Source organism: Mongoliibacter ruber (assembly GCF_003003005.1).
GTDB lineage: Bacteria > Bacteroidota > Bacteroidia > Cytophagales > Cyclobacteriaceae > Mongoliibacter > Mongoliibacter ruber.
Genome location: NZ_PVTR01000001.1, coordinates 550905 through 575606 on the forward strand (window position 1 = coordinate 550905; position 24702 = coordinate 575606).

Consider the following 24702-nt stretch of genomic DNA (forward strand, 5'->3'; position numbering starts at 1 on the left):
TGCCTTCTTATTTATTTCAAGGCGTGGAAAAAGCTTTTCGGCTGTAAAAATCCATTTTAATTACCAATTAACCAAAATAACTTATGTCACAAACATCCACCAAAAACAAGTCAGCCAAACAGGATTTATTTGAAGGAGTTGATTTTTATCAGATTGATGACTTACTGACTGAAGAGCATAAACTGATACGTTCTTCAATTCGGAATTTTGTAAAAAAAGAAATCAGTCCATATATAGAGGATTGGGCTCAGAATGCTCATTTCCCATATGAAATTGTCAAAAAGTTCGGTGATGTGGGTGCCTTTGGCCCTCAAATACCCGCAGAATATGGCGGCGGTGGTCTGGATTATATTTCTTACGGCCTTATCATGCAGGAGATTGAAAGGGGTGATTCCGGAATGCGGTCCACAGCATCTGTTCAAGGTTCCTTGGTGATGTTCCCTATTTCCAAGTTTGGTTCTGAGGAACAGAAAAAGAAGTTTTTGCCCAAATTGGCCTCCGGGGAAATGTTGGGTTGCTTTGGTTTGACAGAACCTGACCATGGTTCAAACCCCTCTGGAATGAAGACCAATTTCAAAGATATGGGAGACCATTACTTACTTAATGGTGCCAAAATGTGGATTTCCAATTCACCCAAGGCAGATGTGGCGGTAGTATGGGCCAAAAATGAGGAGGGACGCATCCATGGTCTTCTGGTAGAGAGAGGAATGGCAGGGTTTTCAGCACCTGAGACCCACAACAAGTGGTCGCTTAGGGCTTCCTGCACAGGAGAATTGGTTTTTGACAATGTCAAGGTGCCAAAAGAAAACCTATTGCCAGGCAAAAGCGGTTTGGGAGCACCATTGATGTGTTTGGATTCTGCAAGATTTGGTATCGCCTGGGGAGCTGTAGGTGCTGCGATGGATTGTTACGATTCAGCCAGAAGGTATGCAATGGAAAGGATTCAGTTTGACAAACCTATTGCCTCCTTTCAATTGATCCAGAAAAAACTGTCAGAAATGCTCACTGAAATCACCAAGGCTCAGTTACTCAATTGGAAACTGGGAAAATTGATGAATGAAGGCAAAGCCACCACAGCCCATATCTCTTTGGCCAAACGCAATAATGTAGCCATGGCATTGGAAATTGCCCGTGAGGCGAGACAAATCCATGGAGGCATGGGCATAACCGGAGACTATCCAATCATGAGACATATGATGAATTTGGAATCAGTAGTGACATATGAGGGTACCCACGATATCCATTTGTTGATTTTGGGTCATGAGATAACAGGGATAGCGGCTTTTAAATAGAATTTCACTCAAAACTTATCCTGATCTTTTCAGGTAGTGATTTTTAGTTTTATTAATAATATCAAAAAGGTGCTGCATTTAACTTTAAATTGCAGCACCTTTTCCATATTTCCTGATTGATCCTTTTACTCTTCCACTTTTGAGAGCCTGACATCATTAGCTACAAGGGTAATCGCATCAAAAAATCTACCGCTAATTGAGAATTCATCAATAAATTTTCCGTTGGTAATTGTAGATGTTCTTTCACTTACTTGAATAAATTGAGACCAACCAATCGTTAACCTGCGGTTTGGAATAAACTCGTCTCCTCTAAGAGTAAGTTTGCTTCCGTCAGATAGTGTTATTTCTCCGCTATAATTCCTGGTATTTTCTGAGCTTTCTTCTAAAACCAATTCTAATTTTGCGAAATGGTTACCTGTCTCTTCGATGCACATATTCCAGGTTCCTTCAAAGGTTTCTGCTTCCAATACTTCAGATTTTAATACCGATATTGTTCCATAAGCTGAAATATCACCTACAGAAGCTGTAATTCTGGCATTTCCAGGTGTATATGCGGATGTAAGACCCAAGTCATCATTTGAGGCGATGCAGCCATTACTCGACCGCCAATCAAATATAACATCAGGCATTTCTTGATTATACTGATCAAAGGCTTTGGCTGAAAATTGAACTTGATCCCCTCTATTTGCAGAAATATTTTGTGGTGTAACCTCAATTCTGGAAACCACGAGGTCTTCTGAACTTACTGTTACCGGAATTTCTGTAAATTTATTGGAAACCTCAATATGGATTTTTGTGCTTCCAGGTCTTAGACCTTCTACCAACCCTGTTTCGTCAACAATACAAATTTGTTCATCATAAGATTTATATAAAATTTGTGGATTTTCAATCTCAATGCCTTCAATATCAAATACTGTCATCTCAATTTGTACCTTTTCCCCTTGTTCAATATTTATTTCAGCAGGTTCTACTTCAAAACTATGTGGCTCGGCTATTGATTCTATTACAATAAAATCCTGAGATGTTCTGACTCCAGATTGTGTTTTAACCTCAACTGTAGCTCTTCCTGGACTTTTTGCCTCAGCCACACCATCCACGTCTACGCTGAGCACTTCGGGATTTGAAGTCTCCCATATCAAGGGTTGATCATTCAAAAGATTTCCCAAATTGTCTTTGACTTTAGCTGATAGATTGATGGTTTGTCCGACTGTCAATTCCGATTTAGGAAACTCCATTTCAATTGTGGATGCCACCGGTAACTCCGGACCCTCATCCTCAGAAGAACAAATTCCTGAAGAAAGAGATACTAATGCAATTAAAAGAAAAAGCTTGGCTTGGGATCGAAAAGAATTTTTCATAACTATTTTTTTAAAGGTTTATAATTTTGCTCTACCACATGATCGATATCAATAATTTATTTATTCCCTTGCTTCAGTACCCAGTCTACCCATGCATCCATCTGCTTAACAGAGTTTGGTCGTAATACTATCCTGCGGTCAGCATCCAACAAATCCATCGTCGGCGTTGCGAAAACATAGTAATCATTGACGATGTCACTATCCCATTTTTTATAATCACTAATCGAAATAAAACGGAAGTCCTTTACAAATGCCTGAAACGGCTTTTCTCCTCACCCAGGGAAATAAATACCACTTCTACGCCCCATGCTTTCCATTTTGGAAAAAGCGTTGCTTTTTCTTGATCATGCATTGCTACTAGAGATCATTTGGTCAAAAGAATTGTTACCTGCTACTGCTAAAAACTTTTTATAGGTGGGAAAAAAAGAGTAAAAGCCATCAAATAACGGCCTTTACCATAGTTATATTTCAATTAAAAGTCACAATAACCTCATTAGAACAAAGAGTAGTACCGGGAACACAAAACTTATATCTTCTTGGAGGTAAGTCTTTTCCACTTACACTTAGCAAACGAGATCCCCCATTAGTTACGCTGCCGATTGCTTCTCCATCCTGATAGACATTTAACATTCCTGATGCACTTTCTACTTTACTCCAAAAGAAAAATATATTGTAACTATTTCCTCTGGCCTTTTGAGAACTTGCTTCCAAATCAAAGGCATAATTGGGTCGATAAGGGTCAATCTCTCCTGCTCCATCACTATTCAGTCCGGAAAACAACAGGTGATTGTTGATGGATTTGGAGAATCGGACAATGTCTTTGGTGGAAGTTTCAAAAAGGAAATCATAGACCTGCTGCGCACTGGCTGTCGGATTGGTTTCCAGGTAAAGTGCCGCAACCCCAGCCGCTAATGCCGCTGAATTCCCAGAAGAAATATCAAAAACTGAATGCCCTGATTCAGTAGTTTCTGATCCAGGAAATCCATTGACAAGAATGTCTGTTCCTGGGGCAAAAAGATTGATACAGTCTCCATATTGCCAACTATTGTACCCCAGTCTATCATCTTTGGTGATGGGGCCTACCGTAAAAACATTTGAAAAACCGGAAGGTGATGTTGTACAGGTTGGTATATTACTATCAGCATTGGTCACACCTGTAAAAATACTAATATTCGAATCATATAACTCGTTCATAGCCAGTTCTAGCATTGGTTCAATCACATAAGAAATTGGTCCTGTCAAAACAACTGAGGGTCCTTTGTCTTTGGCATCGGCTATGATCCAGTCTATTCCCACAATAAATGAACTCAAGTACTCCTCATAATCCACTCTTTCACCTTCTTCTAGGTCATATAATAGATTTACAGCAATTAAATTGGCATTTTTTGCTACCCCTAAAGTTTTTCCGGCAACGACAGCGCCGGTAATATTTCCTACATAAATTTTATCCGAATATCTGAGTGATCCTATACCAACACTATCATTGGAAGCCCTTTTGCCAAATTCTTCAAGATCTGGATCCAATGCCATGTCAAGCAAATAAACCGTAACTCCCTTGCCAGTCGTGGAGGTATTAAATTTATTATCAAGTGGTAATTTCCTTTGATCAATTCTATCCAAATACCATTTTGGATCAATAACCTAAGGCTCTGGGTCTGGATTAGGCTCTGGATCTGGAGTTGGATCAGGGTCTGATCCTCCTCCACCTCCTCCTCTATTTGGATTGTTATTTCGAAGGATTTGATTGCTTGAAGTAAATTTATCTGATGCAATAGATTTAACTCCACGATCCTTTTTTAAAGCATTGACTTCTTCATTGCTTAATTCGACAACAAAACCGGGAAGTACATAGCCAAAAACAGCATTTATTTTTTTATCGAAAATACCGCTTCTTAACAGGATCTCATTGGCTATGTTCCTCATTTTTTCCTGCACATCTTCGTACTTCTCAGATTTACTAATATTGATTTCATTGACGTTTAAAGAAACAATGTATCTTCCCGCAACTGCATTAGATAATGCTTGGTCTATATCGACCAAAGCCTCCGATTGTTGGTCTTCCAAATTAAGATCCTGGCAGGAAAAGACGATAAATACCATTAACATACCCCATAAGGGTATCGTGTTCATAAGTTTAAAATTTTTCATGACTGACATGTAGTTAAAGTTTAAAACTGAAAATGTATTGTATTTAGAGATCACTTAGTGTTAGAGTTTGTTACCGATTACAGCAAGAAATCTTTTAGTGATTTAAATCAGTAGGAACGGAAATAAATCCTTTCGAATAAAAGGCAGTCACATCTTACTGCAAGGAGATAAAATACACCACAATTTATTGACTATCAATCTTTTAAAAAACACTACCGAAGTACTAGTTTTATCTAAAAAGAATTTGATTCGTCGAAAACTTGATTCACAGCAAACTGGAAATTGGGCTCATTGAATGAAGAATCGAAATAAGATCCTAAGAAGCTGTTCCACTTCAATGGAAAAAAATACCCCGGAGGTCCCTCATCTACGGGGTAAATCGATGTATCATTATTCAACGACTTTCAAGGTTGGTCCTTGATACAACGTACAGCCCTCCCGAATCCTCGGACGGGAGAGCCCTGAGGATGGGCTTCAAATGCCATGTTATTATTGAAAGATAAAGACTGCGAACCGATCCAATAACTAACTGAACTGCTCCAATATCCGCCGTCCCTACCCACACCTGCGTGTGAACCGTCAGGGTTGCGGACTCCCGTTTTAGTAAGTTTAAGTGGTGAAGCAAATGCACCGTTAGCATCTTTACTACTCCAACTGGCAAGCTCGGCATTCAACTCGGCTGCGGTAGGAAGTCGGTACCCTTGAGGACAGGGGTTATTTATTCCATTTAAACCCTGCCAAAGGTTAGAGTTCTGAGGACTACGCCAATCGTAAATGTCTTCATTAGTATGAGCCTCGATAAAGTTGCCATGTCCTGGGCTGTCGCCGCTACTAAAAGCGCTTATTGTAGGAGAATCTCGTTTTTCATGTCCATCGCTACCGCGTCCCCATTGGTACAGGTCACCATAGGCTTCAGTGTCGGTACTGCTGTTGGCGGCACGGCTAGCACCAAGGTTACGGTCCATCCAAGTTCTCCCTGTGATCGGGTTGGTAACATCGACAATTAATGTTCCAAATGAGGATGTTGTAAAAGACATCACACTGCTGTAACCTGTACCTGCATTGTTGATGGCGTAAGCCCTCACATAGTACTTGGTATTGGGTTCTAGTCCGGAAATTTGACTCGTAAAACTACCCACTCCAATGCCGTCCTCGGTTTTGTTGTCGTCGATGGTTGGGTTTTGGTCAGTACTCCAGCATACGCCTCGTGCTATTACATTTGACCCCCCATCATCCGTTATAAAACCGCCTGTCATGGCAGTAATTTGAGTGATTTCTGTTACCTCTGCGGAAGATAATACTGGCCCATTTTGATTCTCAAAGTTGCTGTTAAGATTGCAACTGCAAAAAAGCAAAACCCCCGCCCAAAACAGCGGAAATGCATTGAAGAAAAATTTCTTTGTTGTTACCATGGTTATTAAGTTTACTGTTGAACTAAAATCTTTTGTTGTTTTTTTCTAACGCTTTGATTTTTGCATAAAAAGTAGTAAAAGCCGTTATTAAAAACGGCTTTTACTAAAATCTGAATTCAATTAAAGCTAACCACTACCTCATTAGAGCATAAATTGGTTTTTGGCACGCAGAACTTATATGTTCTGGGAGATAAGTCCCTGCCACTGACGTTGATCATGTAGGACCCCCCATTTGGTACGCTTCCGACTCCTTCACCATCCTGATAAACATTCAACATGCCGGACTCACTTTCTATTTTACCCCAATAAAATACGACTGTATAATTATTGTTTCTGTTTTTCAATGCACTGGCTTCCAAATCAAAGGCATAAGTATTTCTCTTGGGATCAATTTCGCCGGCACCAATTGTATCCAATCCTGAATAAAGCAGATGATTGTTGATGGAACTTGAAAAACGAACAACATCTTTGGTGGAAGTTTCAAACAAAAAATCATACACTTCCTGAGGATCTGCATTGGATTTATCTTCCAGATAAAGTGCCGCAACTCCTGCAGCAAGACTCGCTGGATTATCAAAATTTTTATCCAAATTTTCTAATATGGGATATTCAGGAAAACCTTCTTTAAAATAGTTAATACCTGGTGCAAATAAATCAATACAGGAACCAGAACTGCTCTGTACCATTCGATCATCAAAAGAACTGGCACCAACTGTGAATACAGAATTTAATTTACTTGGTAAAAGATCACATCGATGCTCACCTTGCCATCCATTCGCAAAAAATGAAAACCCATCATCAAACAGTTTACCAATAGTTTTTTCCAGTAAATCTTCTAGCTCTCCACCAGGTTTAAAGGCAATTCCCGGAAACAAAACTATTCCAGGTCTTTTTCCATTGGCCATTATCCACTCCAATGGTTTAAGGTAAAGATCGACTGAAATATCTACACCCTCATAAATAGTTTCAAGACCTACAATATTTACCCCTTTAGCTACTCCATACTTATTACCTCCTAAAACAGCTGCTTTTAAAATACCAACGCTTAAAAAGCCTTCTGGAACAGAATCTTTACCAACAGTCAAATCGACATTATTTGCTCTTTCGCCAAAAATTTCTTTTAATTCTTCAGAAACTGGAAGTCCAACCATATAAACCGTTACTCCAGCTCCTGTCGAATTAGATTCAAACTTTCCATTTAATGGCAATTGCCTTTGAGCTATCCTATCTAAGTACCATTCAGGTTTAATATCAGGCGCTGGTTCTGGATCCTGTTCTGGTGTAGGTTCGTCTCCACCTCCTCTTCGGGGATTATTATTTCTTAGGTTTAGCTGCTCACCGGTAGATTGATCTAAAATAATTTGTTTAACGCCTTTATCCTTATTTAAAAGCTCTATTTCAGAAGCATTTAAGTCTACAGAAAAACCATTAAAGGCATAGCCATATACGTTGATTGCTTCCTTATTTTTAATCCCATTTCGGAACAATACTTCGTTGGAAAGTTGCCGCATCCAAGACTGTACGTCTTCATATTTTCCATTCTTTTGAAAATTTATCTCATTGCTATGTAAAGTGACAATATATTTTCCTGCTACCGCACTTCTCAAATCGACCAAAGCCTCCGATTGTTGGTCTTCCAGATTAATGTCCTGACAAGAAAATACAATTAATATCATGAGCATTCCTAAAAAGGTTACCCTGATCTTAAGTTTAAAATGTTTCATGGCTGACAAGTGGTTAAAGTTTATAATTGAAAATGAATTGTAATTAGAGATCACCTAGTGTTAGAGTTTGTTACCGATTACAGCAAGAAATCTTTTAGTGATTTAAATCAGTAGGAATGGAAATAAATCCTTTCGAATAAAAGGCAGTTACATCTTATAGCAAGGAGATAAAATACACCCCAATTTATTGGCTATCAAACATTTAAAAAATACTACCGAAGTACTATTTTTATCCAAAAAATCTATGAATTCAATTCAAAAGCTATTTTTCGAAAAACCTAAACTCTAAATCATTGACGATACGGATTAAGCCAGCTAGATTTCTTACATCCATCTTTTTAAGTAGGTTTCTTCTATGGGTTTTTACAGTAAAAATGCTACAAGACAATTTTTCAGCTATTTCAGAGGTCACATATTCGTTGAGAATCAATTGAAGGATTTCAGATTCCCTTCCTGTAAGTCTGTATTTCTCTGATAGCATAGTATATAAGTCTGCATGGGAAGAAGTCTCGCGGTCTTCAGTCCCCTTAGAAAAATAATAGCTGCCTTTAAAAATCTCTGTCAGTCCTTCAAACAAAGTGGATCTGTAACAATCTTTCGAAACATAGCCCTCTGCCCCAAGATTTTGACACAGCTGAATGGTCCCCTGATCATTGGATGCACTTAGCATCAAAACCTTCGTTTTGGGAAATTCTCTCTTTACATTAGATAAAAGTTTGATCCCATCCATATCCGGCATATCAATATCAGAAATCAAAATATCTATTTCTTGCCCGGATCTTAAGTATGTCAAAACATCTTTAGCCTCAGAAAATTTCAGAAAATTATTCCTTCCAAGCTTTTTCTCTAAAAGGTAGGCTATTCCATAAAGAAACAGTTCATGATCATCAACTATGGCTAACTTGAGGTTTTTCACAATGACTCGGGGTAAAAAGATTAATCAGTATTTTATACCATATCCACAAAATTTCACTTTGTTACCTATTTAAAAATTCTCCTTTAAAAACACTTTTAAAATAGCTCATTTTTTAATGAGAAAAAAATTTTATTCTATATTTTTTAATTAATCAAAATTTTAAATAATTATAAACACAAATAACATATTAAATATCATGAAAATTTTAAAAATAAAGAAAATAAAAAAATAATAGATTTCAATTAATTGATTTTTTTAGGCAAAGAATAGTCTTTTTCAAAAAAATAAACAGGGCATAAAAAAAATCCGACACCTAAGTGCCGGATTTTTAATGTAAAAATGGTTGATTAATTTCCTCAAAAGTAATACCTGTTTATCACCCCGATTAGCAAGTATTGGAATTATGTCATGAAGGTAAGAAAGAGTTATAAATATAAATAGTAAAAATGCGAAATACATTTTTTTTATTTTGAAATACTTTTATTTAATATATAGTCTTGCCAACTCGGGGCATTGAAGTATTTCTTAGGGGACATTCCAGTGAAATCCTTGAAGTCTTTGATGAAGTGCGATTGATCCGTATACCCATATTTTTCAATCCATTCAAATGAATCAATTTTTGGCGTTTCATTTAATTGTCGGATTAGTGAATTGAATCTGACAATGCGGCTGTATGTTTTAGGTGTGAGTCCAATTGATTTTTTGAACTGCATTTCTAATGTTCTCGTAGTGACTCCCGCCCTATCTGCCAACTCCTGAATTGTCAATTTACCTTTGTTTTTTACAAGAAATTCGAGCGTTTCTTGAAGCTGGGAATTTTCAGTTACAGGTGGATCTGAAAGAAAACAGGCTTTCAAACTTTCATCCAAATCCAAAATATTACTTTCCAATGACCCTAATTCATCAAAATTGAAGTTGATTATTTTTTTTAAGTGGGATTTTTCAAGTGATTCCAATGGAATGATTTTATCAGTCACCAAAGAGGCATCATCTTTTAGAAAGATGTTTAATCCCAATGCAGTAAAAATCACAAAAATCAGTTTTACATTACCCTCTACTATCACTTTACCATAACTGGTCATTTGCCCATATAACACAGGAACTATTGGTTGGAATAAAGAAAGGCAATTACTTTTTAATTTTTGCCCCTTGACAGCACATCTAAAACTACGATCCAAAGGTAGGCCGAGGCTAGCTGTTCCTTTAACGGTAAACAAAATCTCTTTTTTAACAGATACTTCATCATCCCAATAAACATACCCTATGATATAAGGGCTTAATTTAATACTTGGATCAAAAAACCTAGATTCCATTCTTTTATTGTTAATTCAGAACCTGATCCAATTATTAAGTCTTAATCTAAACCTAAAAATGGATCCTTCACTTTGAATTCATCCTCATCAGGCATTTCTCTCAGTTTTAAGAAATACCTACAAAGTTCCTGTTCAATTACTTTAACACCTTCAGAGGTATCTTGACAAAATCTCAATTTCCTCTTCACAATAAGGTTAAATATCGGAACTCCCAATCTACTCAAAGGGAAAAAATCACTCGGAAAGCCAATTCTAGCTCCGTTTGAGAGGTATTCCAGCCCTGTTTGTGTCAGGAGAATGAATACCAAGCGAACTTTACCTTTTACAATAAAGGAGGTATTTTTCCCCGCATGATTGAAAACAAAAATCTTATCAAAGCATTCAAAATTAATATCTCCTGAATTTTCTTTTTCCAAATAAAACTCAAATGGCTTTCCAAGGGCAATTCCCAAAGAAGTCCCACTCTCAAAAATTTTTATTTCATCTCCGTTCTCATATTCGGTGTTTACCAAAAAGTAACCTGAAATATATTCACCTAAGGCTTCAGATGGTAATAGAACTTCAAAACCCATATTTCAATTTTTTGTAGTTTACTCCTTTAAATCTATTTGATTAAAACCGTAAATAATATACTACCAAAGTACTATATTTTACTTACATAAAAACTTTTATGCTGTTAAGATACACTTTATTTTATTTCATAACAATATTAACAAAGATCAATATGTATTTTCATCAAGAAACTAAAAGTTAATAAGCCAAAGCCTTTAATGGGGCACACTCTTTTTGCCCCATTCGTGTTTGACTCTATCGGCTGCCAAACATTATATCAATTAATATCGAAATGAATCAAAGAGAAATCTCTTCTTAAATTACTGGTTTCATTCCGCATCTAAATTAATTTTTATGTATATCCGCTTTCATACCAGTAGAATCTAATTAATAGAATTAACCTCTGATTTCGAACCAATAGAATAAATATCCAATATCTATTAGTATCCCTTTGCCAAAAAAGCCTCGTTTAATTGATTAGTGGCATGATTGCGGATAATCATATTAATTTTTATATCAAATCGATAGCTCAACAAAAAATCAAATTTTTCTATTCATCTAAATGGTGGAAACAAAAAAAGAGGGCAAAAGCCCTCTTTTTTTCATGATCCGAATGATCTTACTTCGTAAGTTTGTCAGTTTCAGACTTAGCTTTTTTAGCGAGCTTGTCTACTTCTTCACTCACATCAGACACTTTTTTTGACAATCCATCAAAAAAACTATTCATCTTTCCGGAAAGGTCATCTAGGTACTCATTACCTTTTTTACCAAGTTTTTTTCTTGTATTTTCTCCCTTGTCAGGAGCAACCAATATACCGATTTGTACACCTACTGCTGCACCTAATAAAGCGCCTAAAAGAAATTTTGTAGAACTCATAAAGATTGAATTTTAGTTATAAATAAAATTTGGTGTTGTATGACAATAACAGTCATGTTCGGTCAAAAAGGAACAACAACCATACCATAGTAACGATGATGCCATGCTGACAGTTTTACTTTATGGTGCTTTTTACAACAATAGTCCGGACGGGATTGATAGGGTCATTGCTGAAAATGGTGATATGCTTGTGGTCTATGCCCTTTCTGCCTTTGGGATCAAAAGTAAAGTTCAATTCAGCGCGCTGACTGGCAGAAATCTCACTTGAACTCAAGTCAACCTCCACACAGTCGCAGTTGGTAGCTATTTTTCTTATCACAAGGTTTTCTTCTCCCATATTGGTAATGACGATGTTTTTGGACACTTTTCTGGTTGAAGCAACTTCCCGGAGGTCAACATCTATTTCTGACAAGCCAATTCGAGGTACTATTTTTTCCATACTCTTGGGTACTGGCTGAAAAAACTCAAAAACTACTGCCATTAATTTCAAGTCAATCTCGGTATCATCTTGGAGTTTTAGGGAAATATTTTCCTCAAAGTATCCCAGATCATTCTTTTTTGCACCATCATAAGTAAGTAACAAAAGACCTCTTTGGCCAGGCGACAATATTTCAGGCTCCAGACTTGCAAACAAATACTCTTGTAGTCCTTCTTGTTCGCCATAAAGAGAAAGGGTGTCTGTCCCAAAATTAAACACCTCTACATATTTCAATTTTGGCTCATTTGAAATCACCTCTCCCATATTGATAGCAGATAACCTAAACCCTAAATCACCTTTTCGGTAGGGATAAGCTGTTTTCAAGTCTTCCGGAAAAGGAATATTCGTCCCTTCCAATATTAAGGTGTCTCCATAGATATCATGATTTGTCCTTACGATAATTTGCTTCGCAAAATCCCCTCCCCTATGGTCAGGGTTAAACTTTACCTTGATAGATGCTATTTTGTCTTGCAACAAAGTGTCTTTTGTAAAATCAACAGTGGTACAGCCGCACTCAGCAAAGACATCTGTGATCCATAGACTATCTTGATTGAGGTTGACACCGAAAAACTCAGTCTCTACTTCCCCCTTCTCTTCTAAGACAGCTCCAATATTGACACTTCGCTGTTCCCAAGTCAGCACTTTTCTTTCAATAGATTGTGCTTCAAGGCTTAAGGAAAGGAAAAACAAAATGGCGCATAGTGCACATGATATCTTAGTCTTTTTCATATGGGCAAATAACGTGAAAATTCAAGCGAATTGTACCTTGATTTATTTAATTTGCGCCAAATTATAAGAAAATGGCAAGAGTACTTACTGGTATACAAAGTTCAGGCATACCCCACTTGGGAAATATTTTGGGCGCTATTGTGCCCGCTATCGAACTGACCAAAAAGGATAACAACGAATCTTTCATCTTTATCGCGGACATGCACTCGCTGACCACCATCAAGGATGGTGACATGAGGAGGGAAAATACCAAGGCTGTTGCTGCTGCTTGGTTGGCTTTTGGTTTGGATATCGAAAAGACGGTATTTTACAGGCAATCTATGATTCCGGAAGTGGCAGAGTTGACATGGTATCTTAGTTGCTTTACACCTTTTCCCATGTTGGCCAATGCCCACAGCTTCAAAGACAAGTCTGACAGGTTAGCCGATGTCAATGCAGGACTGTTTACATACCCTGTATTGATGGCCGCAGACATCCTCCTTTATTCCGCTGATATTGTTCCTGTCGGAAAAGACCAATTGCAACATTTGGAGATCACCAGGGATATAGCTTCTACTTTTAACCGTAGAGTAGAAGAGGATATCCTGACCGTTCCTGAAGCTAGGATTTCTGAAAATGTCATGATCATACCTGGCACTGATGGCCAAAAGATGAGTAAATCTTATGGAAATTATATTGATATATTCCTACCTGAAAAACAACTCAAAAAGAACATCAACAGTATCATCACTGATAGCACACCTTTGGAAGAGCCCAAAGATCCTGATACCTGTAATGTATTCAAATTGTACTCACTTGTAGCCACACAAGAACAGACTACCGATTTAAAAAACAAGTACTTGGGAGGTAATTTTGGATATGGACATGCCAAAAAAGAATTTCTGGGATTGATCCTTGAAAAATATGCTGAAGAGAGAAGGCTCTATGATTACTTTATGAGTAACCCTGAAGAACTCGAAAAGAAGCTTTCTGAAGGTGAGTCCAAAGCCAGAGAAGTAGCCAAGGAGATTTTGGGGAAAGTAAGGGAGCGATTGGGTTTTTAAATTTTGATATTAAAATATATACCATTGGAATGGCCTTATTAAAACTATTCTCAATTCTTCATCAAACCGATATTTGTTTTAAAATAGATTCTTATTGGGATATTATTTAAAACCATGGCTAGGCGGCAGTTCGAATTCAAGCACTGCGTCTAAGCCATAGTTTTGCTTCACAAAGGGGAACTAGCAACAAATCCATTTTATTTTCCACTATATGGTATATAATTGACTACTGATAATCACTAATGCACACAGATAAATAAGCTTCGCTTTAAATCTCTCAACTATTATCTGGGCTTTATCTGTGCTATCTGTGGTTAAAAATAATCATCTCGCCACCCAAAGATCCTTCATGGACTTGCCGTTTATTCTCAATATAAAACGAGTAGGATTTGGCACTATAACCAATCTTACATCCATCTTATCAAACTGTTCTGACTCCAAGGGGACTCCTTCATTTCCTTTCACCTCATAAGTAACCTTTCCTGATGCATCTGGCATCATGGGATGGTACTCATTTGCCAAATAAGCTGAAGGCAAAAGCACTTCATTGTCTGATTTCAATTGATTGTATATCTTTTCCAATGCTGATTCCAGTTCATCACCATAGTCTTCATTGAAATCATCTTCCAAATCATGTAGCTCTTCTTCCAAATCATCGTATGCTTCATCAGCATATGACATCTTACTTAGGGCTATTCTTTTTTCTACAATCAACGATAAGTCGTCGTCAAGTTTTTTGAAATCCATTGTCATTTTTTGGTTAAAACACGAAGGTATTGAATCTAAAAAGGGATTCCAAAATTCACATTCTACTGCTTGTTCAAAGTGAATTCTGATATTCCTGCCGGAATATCATATTGTACAATATTATTTGTCCCAACCTTATGGACATTCATCACTTGTTTGGTGTTTCCATAGGAAAGGACAACCTTCTTCCAATTGTCAGGAACCACTGTATTAATACTTAAATTCGAATCATACCAAAATTTATCCAAGTCTGAATTTACCCTAATCCTTATTTCATCTGCATCTAACTCTGAAGAAATTTCTGTATGCATACGCTGTCTCATATATTTGGTCACTTCCGCAAAAGTGCCCACCCATATGTTTTCTTTTGCAGCGATGTATTCAAAGTATTCCTTGATAGTGCTTTCGGGTATGGCTTCCCATCCTATTCCCTCTATGCCGTGAAATACCAGCACAAGCCAGGAATCATCTCTTTTTAAAATATCATCCACCCAAGAGCGCATCAATTCAGGGGAGGTTTTTGACAAAGGACCCCTCTGCCATTGTATATACTCTTTTTGATAATTTTTCCCATAGTCAAACGTGCCTGATCTGTTAATTTCTTCCAAAAAAGGCTCGGGCATTCTATTTCGGGTAGCAGGAAACAGTTCGAGAGCATACTCCATTACCCTTTCGTCCTCTGTTCCAAAAGGGCATTCAGCGGAAAACAGAAATTCTTTACCCAAAGCTTCTTCTATTTCGTCTCTGCTTGCTTCCAATTCATACAGTAAATTAGCTTCATCCAAGACAGCCAATCGTGGATGTGAAATGGTATGTACACCGAACTCATGACCTCTTTCTGCGTATTTTTTGATTTCATTCCAATCAATCATAGGTCCATCTATGATTTGGGGGGCCGAAAGCTCTTTTGTACCCAATTTATTGGCTTGGTTCAACCCTTCGTCTATCAAGCCAAAAGCTGTCTCCAATCTTCCTTGCTCAAATGCTGCCCCTGCCCTATCGTGAAAAGAAACTGCACCGGGCATTTCCAAAAACCGGATCAGGGACGCCCTCTCAAATAGATTCTCTCTATTTGTAGGTATTGTTTTTGCCTCTTCCAAAATCAGTTGAGGATCTCTTCCAAGGAATTTAGCAGGGTACTTAGAAGATGGGATTTCTCCTGTATTAATATAAAAAGTACCTTTCATGCCAAGATCTTCCATTATAGGCAAAGCAACATGAAACTGATTGTACGTTCCATCATCATAGGTCAGGGAGACCGCAGCTTTTTTACCCTGAGGCCATTTAAGAATATTTGTTTCACCTACTTCTTGGGCAATGGCTACTGAAGTCCATGCAAAGAGAAAAATCATGCTTATATATCTCATACTACCAAATAACATCGTTTTTTACTTTTAATCATTAACTTTTTGATGATTGGCGAGTTTAATTTTAATTTTCAAATCTTAAAAATCACCCCGATATGCAAAATTACAAAAATCACACACGTTATTACCCCCTGCACCATTTTGTCATCACACCATTGACATTAGGCTATTTGATTTGGTCTCTTGTTAATCTTGTTGAGGCATGGGATCTAAAATTTCCCAAAGTAGAATTTCAAATCGTAATTGGCGCGGCTATTCTTTTCGTACTGCCAATATTGGTAAGAATTTATGCTTTGAAAAATCAAGATCGCATCATTCGTCTGGAAATGAGGCATAGATACTATGAATTGACAGGCGAGTCATTTTACCCAAAAGAAAAAAGACTTAGGATGTCACAAATTATTGCTTTGAGGTTTGCTTCCGATGGAGAATTGGTAAGTTTGGTGGATAAAGCGATAGCCGGAGGCATGCGCTCCAAAGAAATCAAACAAGAAATTTTAAATTGGCAGGAGGACCGAAAGCGTGTTTAAAACCATTTTATTGACATTGGCTGGACTACTATACTTTGTCCAGGCAGGTGCCCAATCCATAGATAAGCTTGCAGAAAGCCTGGCATCAGCCCAACTTGAAGCTTATAATAACCGTGATATCGAAGCATTTTTGATTCCATATGCTGAGGATGTTAAGGTGTTCAATTTCCCTGATACTTTGCAGTATCAGGGAATTGATGAAATGAGGAAAAGATATACTGGCATGTTTGAAAATACTCCAGATCTTCATTGCAAGCTCATCAATAGAATGGTTATGGGCAATACTGTAATTGATCAGGAGGAGGTAATAATCAGAAAAGGAGAAAAACCTATCTATGCCATTGCTATTTATAAGATCAAAGATGGCAAAATCGCTGAAGTGTACTTTATCAGCAAAAAAGAATAAAGCAATTATACTGTTAAAAATGCTTTTCTTCCCTTTGAATATTCTTTGTGCAACAAGTTCCTGATTTTGAAGGGAAATATATTTTTTACTTCAACTAATCCTTGTATTTTCATCGGTTTGGAGCTAAATATTTTATGAAAAAAATCAGTTTACTACTAGCTGTATTTCTATGGAGTTTGGGGCTGATGGCGCAAGGGACCAAGCTTTCACTTGGCGGGGGCTATGCTTTTGCCAAAGGACAACAGTCAAAAGAAAGGGGCACAGGATATAGAATCAATGGAGTATACGAAATTCACCCATATAGGTCTATGGTGTCTCATGGTTTTACCCTCTCCTACGCCACAACCCAATCTGACTTTCAACGAAACAACAACGATTTCGTCCAGGAAATTACGCATATCCCATTCACCTACACGCCCAAGTTGATGTTCAGTGAAGAAGACTCAAAAGCTTATCTCAAAGGTGCATTAGGCCTACAATATTCCATGTCGAATGTTACCGGGTCCTCTTCAGTTCGTAAAGAAAATGATTTTGGATTTTATGGAGGTTTGGCTGGGGGAATAGAATTGGCAATTTCTTATTTTGCCTTTATCAATATGGAATATGAAGTTGGGTATGTTTCAAATGGATTCTTAGACAATGGCCTTTTACATTCTGCGCAGTTAGGCATTGGAGTAAAATTTTGATGATAAATCAATAAACCTATTTTTAATGAACTGTAATCGAGCTTAAGTCGTTAAATTTGACGAATCATTATCCTATAGCATGAAAAAGTTTCTTTTTATAGCCATCATCACTATTTTAAACATCAATCTGACCCAAGCTCAGGATCAAATCAATTGGCTCACTTTTGATGAAGCAGCTGCACTTACCCAACAAAAACCCAAAATGATATTGGTAGATGTATACACAGACTGGTGTGGTTGGTGTAAAAAAATGGACAAGGAGACTTTTACCGATGCAAAAGTGATCGAGTATGTCAACAGTAATTTTTATCCGGTAAAAATGAATGCCGAAAACACCAAAAGAGCCTTTGAGTTCAAGGGTAAAGAATACACCGAAGCGACCATGGCAAAAGCAATGCGGGTCAACTCATTCCCAAACTTTGTCATCATGGATGCAAGTATGGAAAACATTACACAAATGCCAGGATATCGAGAAGCTGATCCATTTTTAAAAGGATTGAACAACCTGGTAGAAAAATTCAGTAAGTAAGATGGCTTTTTCTATTCACGAAAAAGAGGATACCATAGTCGCTTTGGCGACACCTCAAGGCGTTGGCGCAATTGCAGTAATCAGACTTTCCGGTAAAGAATCTATAAAGATCTGCAACAAAGTTTTCAAAGGTAAAAATCTGGAAAAACAGGAATCCCACACCATCCATTTCGGTACAATAAGAGATGGAGAGAGGGTGATAGATGAAGTACTAGTGTCCTTATTTGTAGCCCCCAAATCTTTTACAAAAGAGAATGCTGTAGAAATTTCCACACATGGGTCTTCTTACATTGTCAATCAGGTCATCAAACTCCTTGTCAGAAATGGTGCACGCCCTGCAAAACCTGGGGAATTCACCCAAAGGGCATTCTTGAATGGTCAATTTGATTTGGCACAAGCTGAAGCAGTGGCAGACTTGATCCATTCAGATTCAGAAGCTTCACATCAAGCCGCTTTGAATCAGATGAGGGGTGGTTTTAGTGGTGAGATTTCCAAACTGAGAGCCGAACTGATACACTTTGCTTCGATGATAGAACTCGAACTTGATTTTACAGAAGAGGACGTAGAGTTTGCGAGCAGAGATGATTTGCGGGTTTTGGTAGAAAAATTACTCCGGGTAGTAGAACAACTGATCAGCAGTTTTGATTTGGGAAATGTCATCAAAAACGGCGTTCCCACCGTCATTGCAGGAAAACCAAATGCAGGAAAGTCAACCCTACTCAATGCATTACTCAATGAAGACAAGGCCATTGTTTCTGATATCGCAGGAACCACAAGGGACTTTATTGAAGATGAAATCAATATTGGAGGAGTTATTTTTAGGTTTATTGACACTGCAGGCTTGAGAGAAACCACAGATACAATAGAAGCTATCGGTGTGAGCCGCACGCAAGAAAAAATGAAGACAGCTTCATTGATCCTTTACCTATTTGACTTGTCCGATACAGATATGGTAGAGATCAATAGAGACATAAATAAGCTTGAAAATCTTGGTGTTCCCTTTGTAAAAGTTGCCAATAAGACAGACAAGGCACAACCTACTTTTATTGAAGAATTAAAGGGGAAATATCCAGACACCATTTTTATTTCGGCTGGAAACAAAGAGAACTTAGACGCCTTGCGTGAGAGAGTGTTGGAATTGGTCAACCTGGATAAGTTTAAAACAGGAAATACAGTTGTAACCAATATCCGCCATTATGATTCACTGATCAAAACGAGGGAATCCCTTTTGGATGTGTTGGGAGGCATAGAAAATGAGATCACCAATGATTTTATGGCTATGGATATTCGCAGGGCCTTACACTACCTAGGTGAAATCACCGGCGAGATCACAACAGATGATTTGCTGGCAAATATTTTTAGCAAGTTTTGCATCGGGAAGTAACCACCACAAATAAAGCAAATATAAAACACTCAAAAAACAATGTTTAAGCCCTATTTAAGGGCTTTTTTTATGTATCTATATTACTGTTTATTTTGTCTTATTTTGTGTTGTTAGGTACAAATTTGTACCTTTATTGTACCGATTTGAAAAGAGTGTTTTTTTTTGACTGATTTTGTACCCCAATTGGTTTACAAAGTTTACAAATTGTAACACTTTTAAACAGATTAGTACACTTTTAACAAGGCGAGAAATTTAAAAAAGGTACAATGAGCAGTAACATACAGGTGCAGCGTATTTGTAAGCATTGCGGAACAGAATTTACAGCCCGTACAACGGTTACAAATTACTGTTCTGATAAATGCAGCAAAGCAGCATACAAAGCCCGAAAACGAGCCGAAAAGGTGCAAAAGTCAACCACCGAAACCAAGCAGATAAAAACACAACTTATTGAGGAACTGAAAGCAAAAGAGTTTTTGACTGTTACGGATGTTTCAAAATTAATAGGTTGTTCCCGGCAAAACATTTACAAGCTTATCCATACCGGAAAACTGAAAGCAACAAACATACTGGAAAAGAAAACCATTGTAAGACGTTGCGATCTTGACAAGCTTTTTAAAGAAGTACCTGAAATTGAAACCATACCCGAACAGCAAAAGCAGGTATTGAGCGAATGGAAGGAAGCAGGAGCGTTTGAAATTACCGACTGTTACACTATTAACGAAGTACTGGAAAAATATAGCATTTCAGAAACAGCCTTACATAATCTTATCAAACGTGAAAGCATACCTAAAATAAAAAAGGGTTGGTATGCTTATGTACCCAAACCTATAATTGACAAACTATTGATCTGAAAAAAATAAAGTTTGTTCAGACAGTACCAAAAGTAACTTTAGTAACTAAGCATAAAAGACAATGGCAATCAAAGTAACATTAAGACAAAAGAAAATTAGCAAGGGACGGCAAAGCCTGTATTTGGATTTTTACCCGGCAATACCCCACCCTGAAACAGGCGACCCCACACGAAGGGAGTTTTTAGGGCTTTATGTTTTTGAGAAACCGAAAACACCCATTGACAAACAGCACAATACCGACACCTTGAAAATAGGTGAAAGCATACGCCAAAAACGAGAAAACTTTCTGAATAAGCCTGAAATTTACAGCGAGTACGAAAAAGAGCAGCTACGCAAAAAAGAATTGGGCGAACATTGTTTTGTTGAGTATTTCAGAAAATTAGCCAATAAACGCAAAGCAAGTAACCACGATAATTGGGTTTCAGCACTCAATTATATTGAAGCGTTTACCAAAGGTACTTTGAAGTTTGCCGATCTTAATGAAAGTTTTTTTGAAGATTTTAAAGAATACCTACTTACAACAAAAGACAATAAAAGAAAAACTACAATTTCACAAAATTCAGCCGTTTCGTACTTCAATAAGGTAAAAGCTGCGTTGAAACAAGCCTATAAAGACGGCATATTACAAAGCGACCTGAACGCTAAAATTGAATGTATAGAACCTCAAGAAATAATTAAACAAACACTTACTATTGAAGAACTTAACACACTTGCAAAAGCTGAATGTAAATACCCATTACTTAAAAAATACGTTTTATTTTCAGCCCTTACAGGCATGCCGTTTAAAGAAATGCAAAACCTTAATTGGGGACAAGTTGAGGTTTCAGAAACATTCGGAGTAAGAATAAAAATGATAAGGCAGAAAACGGGTAAACCTTACCGTATCAATATTTCCGAACAGGCATACAGCATACTGGGTGAACGTAAAGAACCAACCGATAAAGTATTTGAAGGGTTAAACAATCGTGATAGGTATCATTTTTTCCCTTTGTGGCTTGCTGAAACTGGAATAAAAAAGGATATGACTTTTCACGATTTACGCCACACATACGGCTGTTTACAAATTGATGCAGGAACAGACATTTATACATTACAGGGAAATATGGGACACTCAACGCCCCGGCAAAGTATGATGTATGGAAAAATAAGCGATCAAAGAAAACGTGAAGCAGCCGACAAAATTAAATTAGACATGTAACCACCTAAAGCATAAAAGACAAATGAATTATTTAGAAATAGTATTACAGGGGTATTTCAACGACAATAACAGGGAGTTTTTAGAAAAATATTTTTGTAGGGAGTTTAAAAAAGCCGAAAAAGAACAGTTTTTTGAAGCATTTGAATTTTTTTCCGGTTGTTTCAAAGTTATTAAAAGTTGGGAGAAACATTTACAGGACAAAGTTTTTGAGCGGCAAAGAGAATTGCATTTAATGCTTAACCATGCAAAAAATGGTACACTTTCATACGATTTAAAGGAAGGTGAAACCATTGAGCAAAAAAGAAATGAAGCAATAGAATATTGCGAAAAGGAACTCAAAGACGTTCGCCCGGATGGAATAGGTAGCCTTTCATTTACTGTACATTTACATTCATTGACAAACGGACTTATTGCCTACAATATGCCATACAATGAATTGTTGGAAATTAAACTAGCGATTTTAAAAGCATTCAATAAAACCCAAACCGATATTGAACCGTTACCGCCTCAATCGATTGTTAAGCATAAACCTGAACTGAAAATTGACCAAATAGCCTTAAAATATGCTTATGAAGGTTTGCAAATAACAAGGGAAAACGGCAACGAAATAGCCAAAGAATACGGGCATAATTCAGGCGAAAAACTATTCCAAAGATTTACATACTTTTCAAGTTCAGCAAATAGGAAAGGGAAACCAAACCTTTGTACACCAAAGAAGCTTGGCAATAAAATAAGTCTGATTGAAAGCATTATTGAATTATTGCCCACAGATAAGCAGGAACGGGCAAAAGATGAAGTTTCAATATTAAAAAAGATATACGAAGCAGAATATCAATAAACTTTGTAACTGGTTGTAACTGGTTACCCACTTTGCAACCGTGAAACCTTTGTGCAAGTAATTTAAAAACTTGTACAAAATGAATAATCCATTTGAAGTAATTGAAGCAAGGTTAAGCAGTATTGAAAACTTAATTCTCGACCTTAAACACAAACCCCAAACGGTTGAGCCCACCGACCAAACGGAGCAGCTTTTAACTATTCAGGAAGCAGCCGAATTTTTGAGCCTTACAGTACCCACAATATACAGCAAGGTATCAAAAGGCGAATTGCCTGTAATGAAGCGAAGTAAACGCCTGTATTTTTCCCGTATTGAATTACTGCAATATCTCAAAGAAGGGCGAAAAAAGTCAAACGCTGAAATTGAGCAGGAAGCCAAAGCGTATTTGTTGAACAATAAGAAAGGGCTGAACAATGGAAAATAACCACCTGAACAGCCCTAAAGTAATTGTACATAAAAGACAGATTAAAGGTACTGTATTTCAGGTACAAATGAAAAGGGTATTTGCAGCCTTTTACAAGCAGCCCAAAACTATGTTAATGGTTTCTTTTGAAACAGGTATTTTGAGGGCTAATATTTGTCGTTACGTTGCTGAATGGGAAAAAGAAAACTGTATTAAGGTAGTACGGAAAGGCATTTGCCTAATTTCAAAACACCGTGCAGGGTTTTACACCACCAACCCCCAATTGTTCCCGGCTATTGTCAAACCTTCAAATACTGTTAAGCTATGAAACTGAACCCCGTATTTGATGACCTCACCAACCCGGCTACTATCTTAAACCACGTTGAGGAACTGAAAGAAAAAAGCGAAGCAGCAACCCCACATGCTAAAATATTACACCAACTTATTGAGCAAATTAAACCTTTGGATTTTGCAGCATTGGCATTTCCACAGGCTGAAAGCTTGCGTAAAGAATTGGCTGAATGTGAAAGAAAGTTTTGGGCAAAAGAAGGTAACGAGCAGCAACAAAAAGCCAACAAAGACAAATTGAACAGTATTCAAAAGCAATTGGATAACCTTAAATTGAATATAAAACACTTTTTAGTTTTATCAATTGAGAATACAATACAATTAGCTGAAAACAACCGTTGGGGCGTATGTAAAAACCATGATTTTATTTATCTGTATAACGGTACGTTTTGGGCTGAACTTGACAAAGAAACATTTCAAAAGTTTTTAGGCGAAGCAGCGGAAAAAATGGGCGTTGCTAAATTCAATGCAAGGTTTTACCATTTCAGGGAGCAGTTATTTAAACAATTTCTTGCAACGGCATATTTGCCCACACCTGAAAGCAAAAAAGATACGGTACTGATTAACCTACAAAACGGAACGTTTGAAATAACCCCACAGGGTACAAAATTAAGACCGTTTGACCGTTCAGACTTCATTACCTACCAATTACCGTTTGAATACAACCCACAGGCAAAAGCACCATTATTTGAATCGTATTTAAACAAGGTATTACCCGACCCCGAACGCCAAAGGGTATTAGCTGAATATTTAGGTTTTGTATTCATTAAGCACGGGAGCAACACTCTAAAAGAGGAAAAAGCTTTAATACTTTACGGTACTGGAGCAAACGGGAAAAGCGTATTTTTTGAAATAGTTACTGCAATGTTTGGAAGGGAAAATGTAAGCAACTATTCATTACAAAGCTTAACAGAGGAAAAAGGATTTTACCGGGCAAAGATTAGCAATAAGTTAGTAAACTATGCAAGTGAAATTAGCGGAAAACTGGAAGCAAGTTTGTTTAAAAATTTGGTTTCAGGCGAACCCGTTGAAGCCTGTTTGAAGTACGGGCAACCGTTTACAATGACTGATTACGCAAAATTTATATTCAATTGCAATGAGTTACCCAAAGACGTTGAACATACAAACGCTTATTTCAGACGGTTTTTAATCATTCCTTTTGATGTTACTATACCTGAACACGAACAGGACAAAAACCTACATGCCAAAATAATTGAAAAGGAACTTTCTGGCGTATTCAATTGGGTATTGGCAGGGCTTAACAGATTATTGGAAGAAAGACGGTTTTCAAATTGTGAAGCAGCACTAAAAGCCGTTGAGCAATACAAAATTGAAAGCAATAGCGTTCAGATGTTTTTGATTGAAAACGAATACAAAAGCAGCACAACAAAATATAAACTAATTACAGAACTGTACCCGGATTACAGGGCTTTTTGTGGTGATGATGGAATACCACCATTTAAAAAGACCAATTTTTTAAAGCAGTTACGGGCGTTGGGTTTTGTGGTTGATAGGGTTTCGCAAAACAAATTAGCGGTATTTATTGAAGCCCCGGAGCAAGTTTTCTAAAGTC

At 37.3% G+C, this 24702-nt stretch carries 25 protein-coding genes; 13 read left to right on the forward strand and 12 right to left on the reverse strand.

Features of this window, described 5'->3' with window-relative positions; all coding sequences use genetic code 11:
• The first annotated feature begins 83 nt into the window (after positions 1 to 83).
• A complete protein-coding gene (locus CLW00_RS02505) occupies positions 84 to 1292 on the forward strand; it encodes an acyl-CoA dehydrogenase family protein (protein ID WP_106132040.1) in 1209 nt (402 codons plus the stop codon).
• A gap of 125 nt (positions 1293 to 1417) precedes the next feature.
• On the opposite strand, the gene CLW00_RS02510 is transcribed toward CLW00_RS02505, so the two are convergent.
• The 10 genes from CLW00_RS02510 to CLW00_RS02550 form a co-directional block, all read right to left on the reverse strand.
• Positions 1418 to 2650, reverse strand: coding sequence for an Ig-like domain-containing protein (locus tag CLW00_RS02510; protein WP_106132041.1), 1233 nt, complete (start codon positions 2648 to 2650; stop codon positions 1418 to 1420).
• Between the two features lie 468 nt (positions 2651 to 3118).
• Entirely contained in the window at positions 3119 to 4270 is a 1152-nt protein-coding gene (locus CLW00_RS02515; RefSeq protein ID WP_245917144.1) for a S8 family serine peptidase, read from the reverse strand.
• Between the two features lie 21 nt (positions 4271 to 4291).
• Positions 4292 to 4780, reverse strand: a complete 489-nt coding sequence (locus CLW00_RS21585) for a protease inhibitor I9 family protein (protein ID WP_245917145.1) — start codon at positions 4778 to 4780, stop codon at positions 4292 to 4294.
• A 422-nt stretch (positions 4781 to 5202) separates the two neighbouring features.
• Complete coding sequence (locus CLW00_RS02520) at positions 5203 to 6210, reverse strand: FISUMP domain-containing protein (RefSeq protein WP_106132042.1); 1008 nt, start codon at positions 6208 to 6210, stop codon at positions 5203 to 5205.
• A gap of 116 nt (positions 6211 to 6326) precedes the next feature.
• On the reverse strand, positions 6327 to 7934 hold the full coding sequence (locus CLW00_RS02525) for a S8 family serine peptidase (RefSeq protein ID WP_245917146.1): 1608 nt from the start codon (positions 7932 to 7934) through the stop codon (positions 6327 to 6329).
• Positions 7935 to 8196: 262 nt separating this feature from the next.
• On the reverse strand, positions 8197 to 8850 hold the full coding sequence (locus tag CLW00_RS02530; protein WP_106132044.1) for a response regulator: 654 nt from the start codon (positions 8848 to 8850) through the stop codon (positions 8197 to 8199).
• Between the two features lie 464 nt (positions 8851 to 9314).
• Positions 9315 to 10163 (reverse strand): helix-turn-helix domain-containing protein, encoded by an 849-nt coding sequence (locus tag CLW00_RS02535; RefSeq protein ID WP_106132045.1) that lies wholly within the window; start codon positions 10161 to 10163, stop codon positions 9315 to 9317.
• A gap of 41 nt (positions 10164 to 10204) precedes the next feature.
• Positions 10205 to 10735 (reverse strand): hypothetical protein, encoded by a 531-nt coding sequence (locus CLW00_RS02540; protein ID WP_106132046.1) that lies wholly within the window; start codon positions 10733 to 10735, stop codon positions 10205 to 10207.
• Positions 10736 to 11334: 599 nt separating this feature from the next.
• Entirely contained in the window at positions 11335 to 11592 is a 258-nt protein-coding gene (locus CLW00_RS02545) for a YtxH domain-containing protein (RefSeq protein ID WP_106132047.1), read from the reverse strand.
• A gap of 115 nt (positions 11593 to 11707) precedes the next feature.
• Positions 11708 to 12799, reverse strand: coding sequence for a DUF1573 domain-containing protein (locus CLW00_RS02550; protein ID WP_106132048.1), 1092 nt, complete (start codon positions 12797 to 12799; stop codon positions 11708 to 11710).
• Between the two features lie 71 nt (positions 12800 to 12870).
• Between CLW00_RS02550 and trpS the strand changes: the two genes are divergently transcribed.
• Positions 12871 to 13842, forward strand: a complete 972-nt coding sequence (gene trpS, locus CLW00_RS02555) for a tryptophan--tRNA ligase (protein ID WP_106132049.1) — start codon at positions 12871 to 12873, stop codon at positions 13840 to 13842.
• Positions 13843 to 14166: 324 nt separating this feature from the next.
• On the opposite strand, the gene CLW00_RS02560 is transcribed toward trpS, so the two are convergent.
• Entirely contained in the window at positions 14167 to 14589 is a 423-nt protein-coding gene (locus tag CLW00_RS02560; protein WP_106132227.1) for a hypothetical protein, read from the reverse strand.
• Between the two features lie 62 nt (positions 14590 to 14651).
• Positions 14652 to 15941 carry a polysaccharide deacetylase family protein gene (locus tag CLW00_RS02565; protein ID WP_106132050.1) on the reverse strand — a complete coding sequence of 430 codons (1290 nt, stop codon included), beginning with the start codon at positions 15939 to 15941 and terminating at the stop codon, positions 14652 to 14654.
• Positions 15942 to 16051: 110 nt separating this feature from the next.
• Between CLW00_RS02565 and CLW00_RS02570 the strand changes: the two genes are divergently transcribed.
• The 11 genes from CLW00_RS02570 to CLW00_RS02620 all read left to right on the forward strand — a co-directional run bounded on the left by CLW00_RS02570 (position 16052) and on the right by CLW00_RS02620 (position 24698).
• Positions 16052 to 16486, forward strand: a complete 435-nt coding sequence (locus CLW00_RS02570) for a DUF6526 family protein (protein ID WP_106132051.1) — start codon at positions 16052 to 16054, stop codon at positions 16484 to 16486.
• A gap of 16 nt (positions 16487 to 16502) precedes the next feature.
• Positions 16503 to 16892 (forward strand): nuclear transport factor 2 family protein, encoded by a 390-nt coding sequence (locus tag CLW00_RS02575; protein ID WP_211300135.1) that lies wholly within the window; start codon positions 16503 to 16505, stop codon positions 16890 to 16892.
• Between the two features lie 134 nt (positions 16893 to 17026).
• Positions 17027 to 17578, forward strand: coding sequence for a porin family protein (locus CLW00_RS02580; RefSeq protein ID WP_106132053.1), 552 nt, complete (start codon positions 17027 to 17029; stop codon positions 17576 to 17578).
• 79 nt (positions 17579 to 17657) lie between these two features.
• On the forward strand, positions 17658 to 18107 hold the full coding sequence (locus CLW00_RS02585; protein WP_106132054.1) for a thioredoxin family protein: 450 nt from the start codon (positions 17658 to 17660) through the stop codon (positions 18105 to 18107).
• Between the two features lies 1 nt (position 18108).
• Positions 18109 to 19491 carry a tRNA uridine-5-carboxymethylaminomethyl(34) synthesis GTPase MnmE gene (gene mnmE, locus CLW00_RS02590; protein ID WP_106132055.1) on the forward strand — a complete coding sequence of 461 codons (1383 nt, stop codon included), beginning with the start codon at positions 18109 to 18111 and terminating at the stop codon, positions 19489 to 19491.
• Positions 19492 to 19757: 266 nt separating this feature from the next.
• Entirely contained in the window at positions 19758 to 20342 is a 585-nt protein-coding gene (locus tag CLW00_RS02595) for a helix-turn-helix domain-containing protein (protein ID WP_106132056.1), read from the forward strand.
• Positions 20343 to 20403: 61 nt separating this feature from the next.
• Complete coding sequence (locus CLW00_RS02600; RefSeq protein ID WP_106132057.1) at positions 20404 to 21540, forward strand: tyrosine-type recombinase/integrase; 1137 nt, start codon at positions 20404 to 20406, stop codon at positions 21538 to 21540.
• Positions 21541 to 21562: 22 nt separating this feature from the next.
• A complete protein-coding gene (locus CLW00_RS02605; protein WP_106132058.1) occupies positions 21563 to 22378 on the forward strand; it encodes a hypothetical protein in 816 nt (271 codons plus the stop codon).
• Between the two features lie 79 nt (positions 22379 to 22457).
• Entirely contained in the window at positions 22458 to 22802 is a 345-nt protein-coding gene (locus CLW00_RS02610; RefSeq protein ID WP_106132059.1) for a helix-turn-helix domain-containing protein, read from the forward strand.
• Positions 22792 to 23109: a hypothetical protein gene (locus tag CLW00_RS02615; protein ID WP_106132060.1), complete on the forward strand. Its 318-nt coding sequence runs from the start codon at positions 22792 to 22794 to the stop codon at positions 23107 to 23109. The genes CLW00_RS02610 and CLW00_RS02615 overlap by 11 nt, the downstream gene beginning before the upstream one ends.
• The gene (locus CLW00_RS02620) at positions 23106 to 24698 is read left to right on the forward strand and encodes a DNA primase family protein (protein WP_106132061.1); all 1593 of its coding nucleotides are present in this window, start codon (positions 23106 to 23108) and stop codon (positions 24696 to 24698) included. The genes CLW00_RS02615 and CLW00_RS02620 overlap by 4 nt, the downstream gene beginning before the upstream one ends.
• Positions 24699 to 24702: the final 4 nt, after the last annotated feature.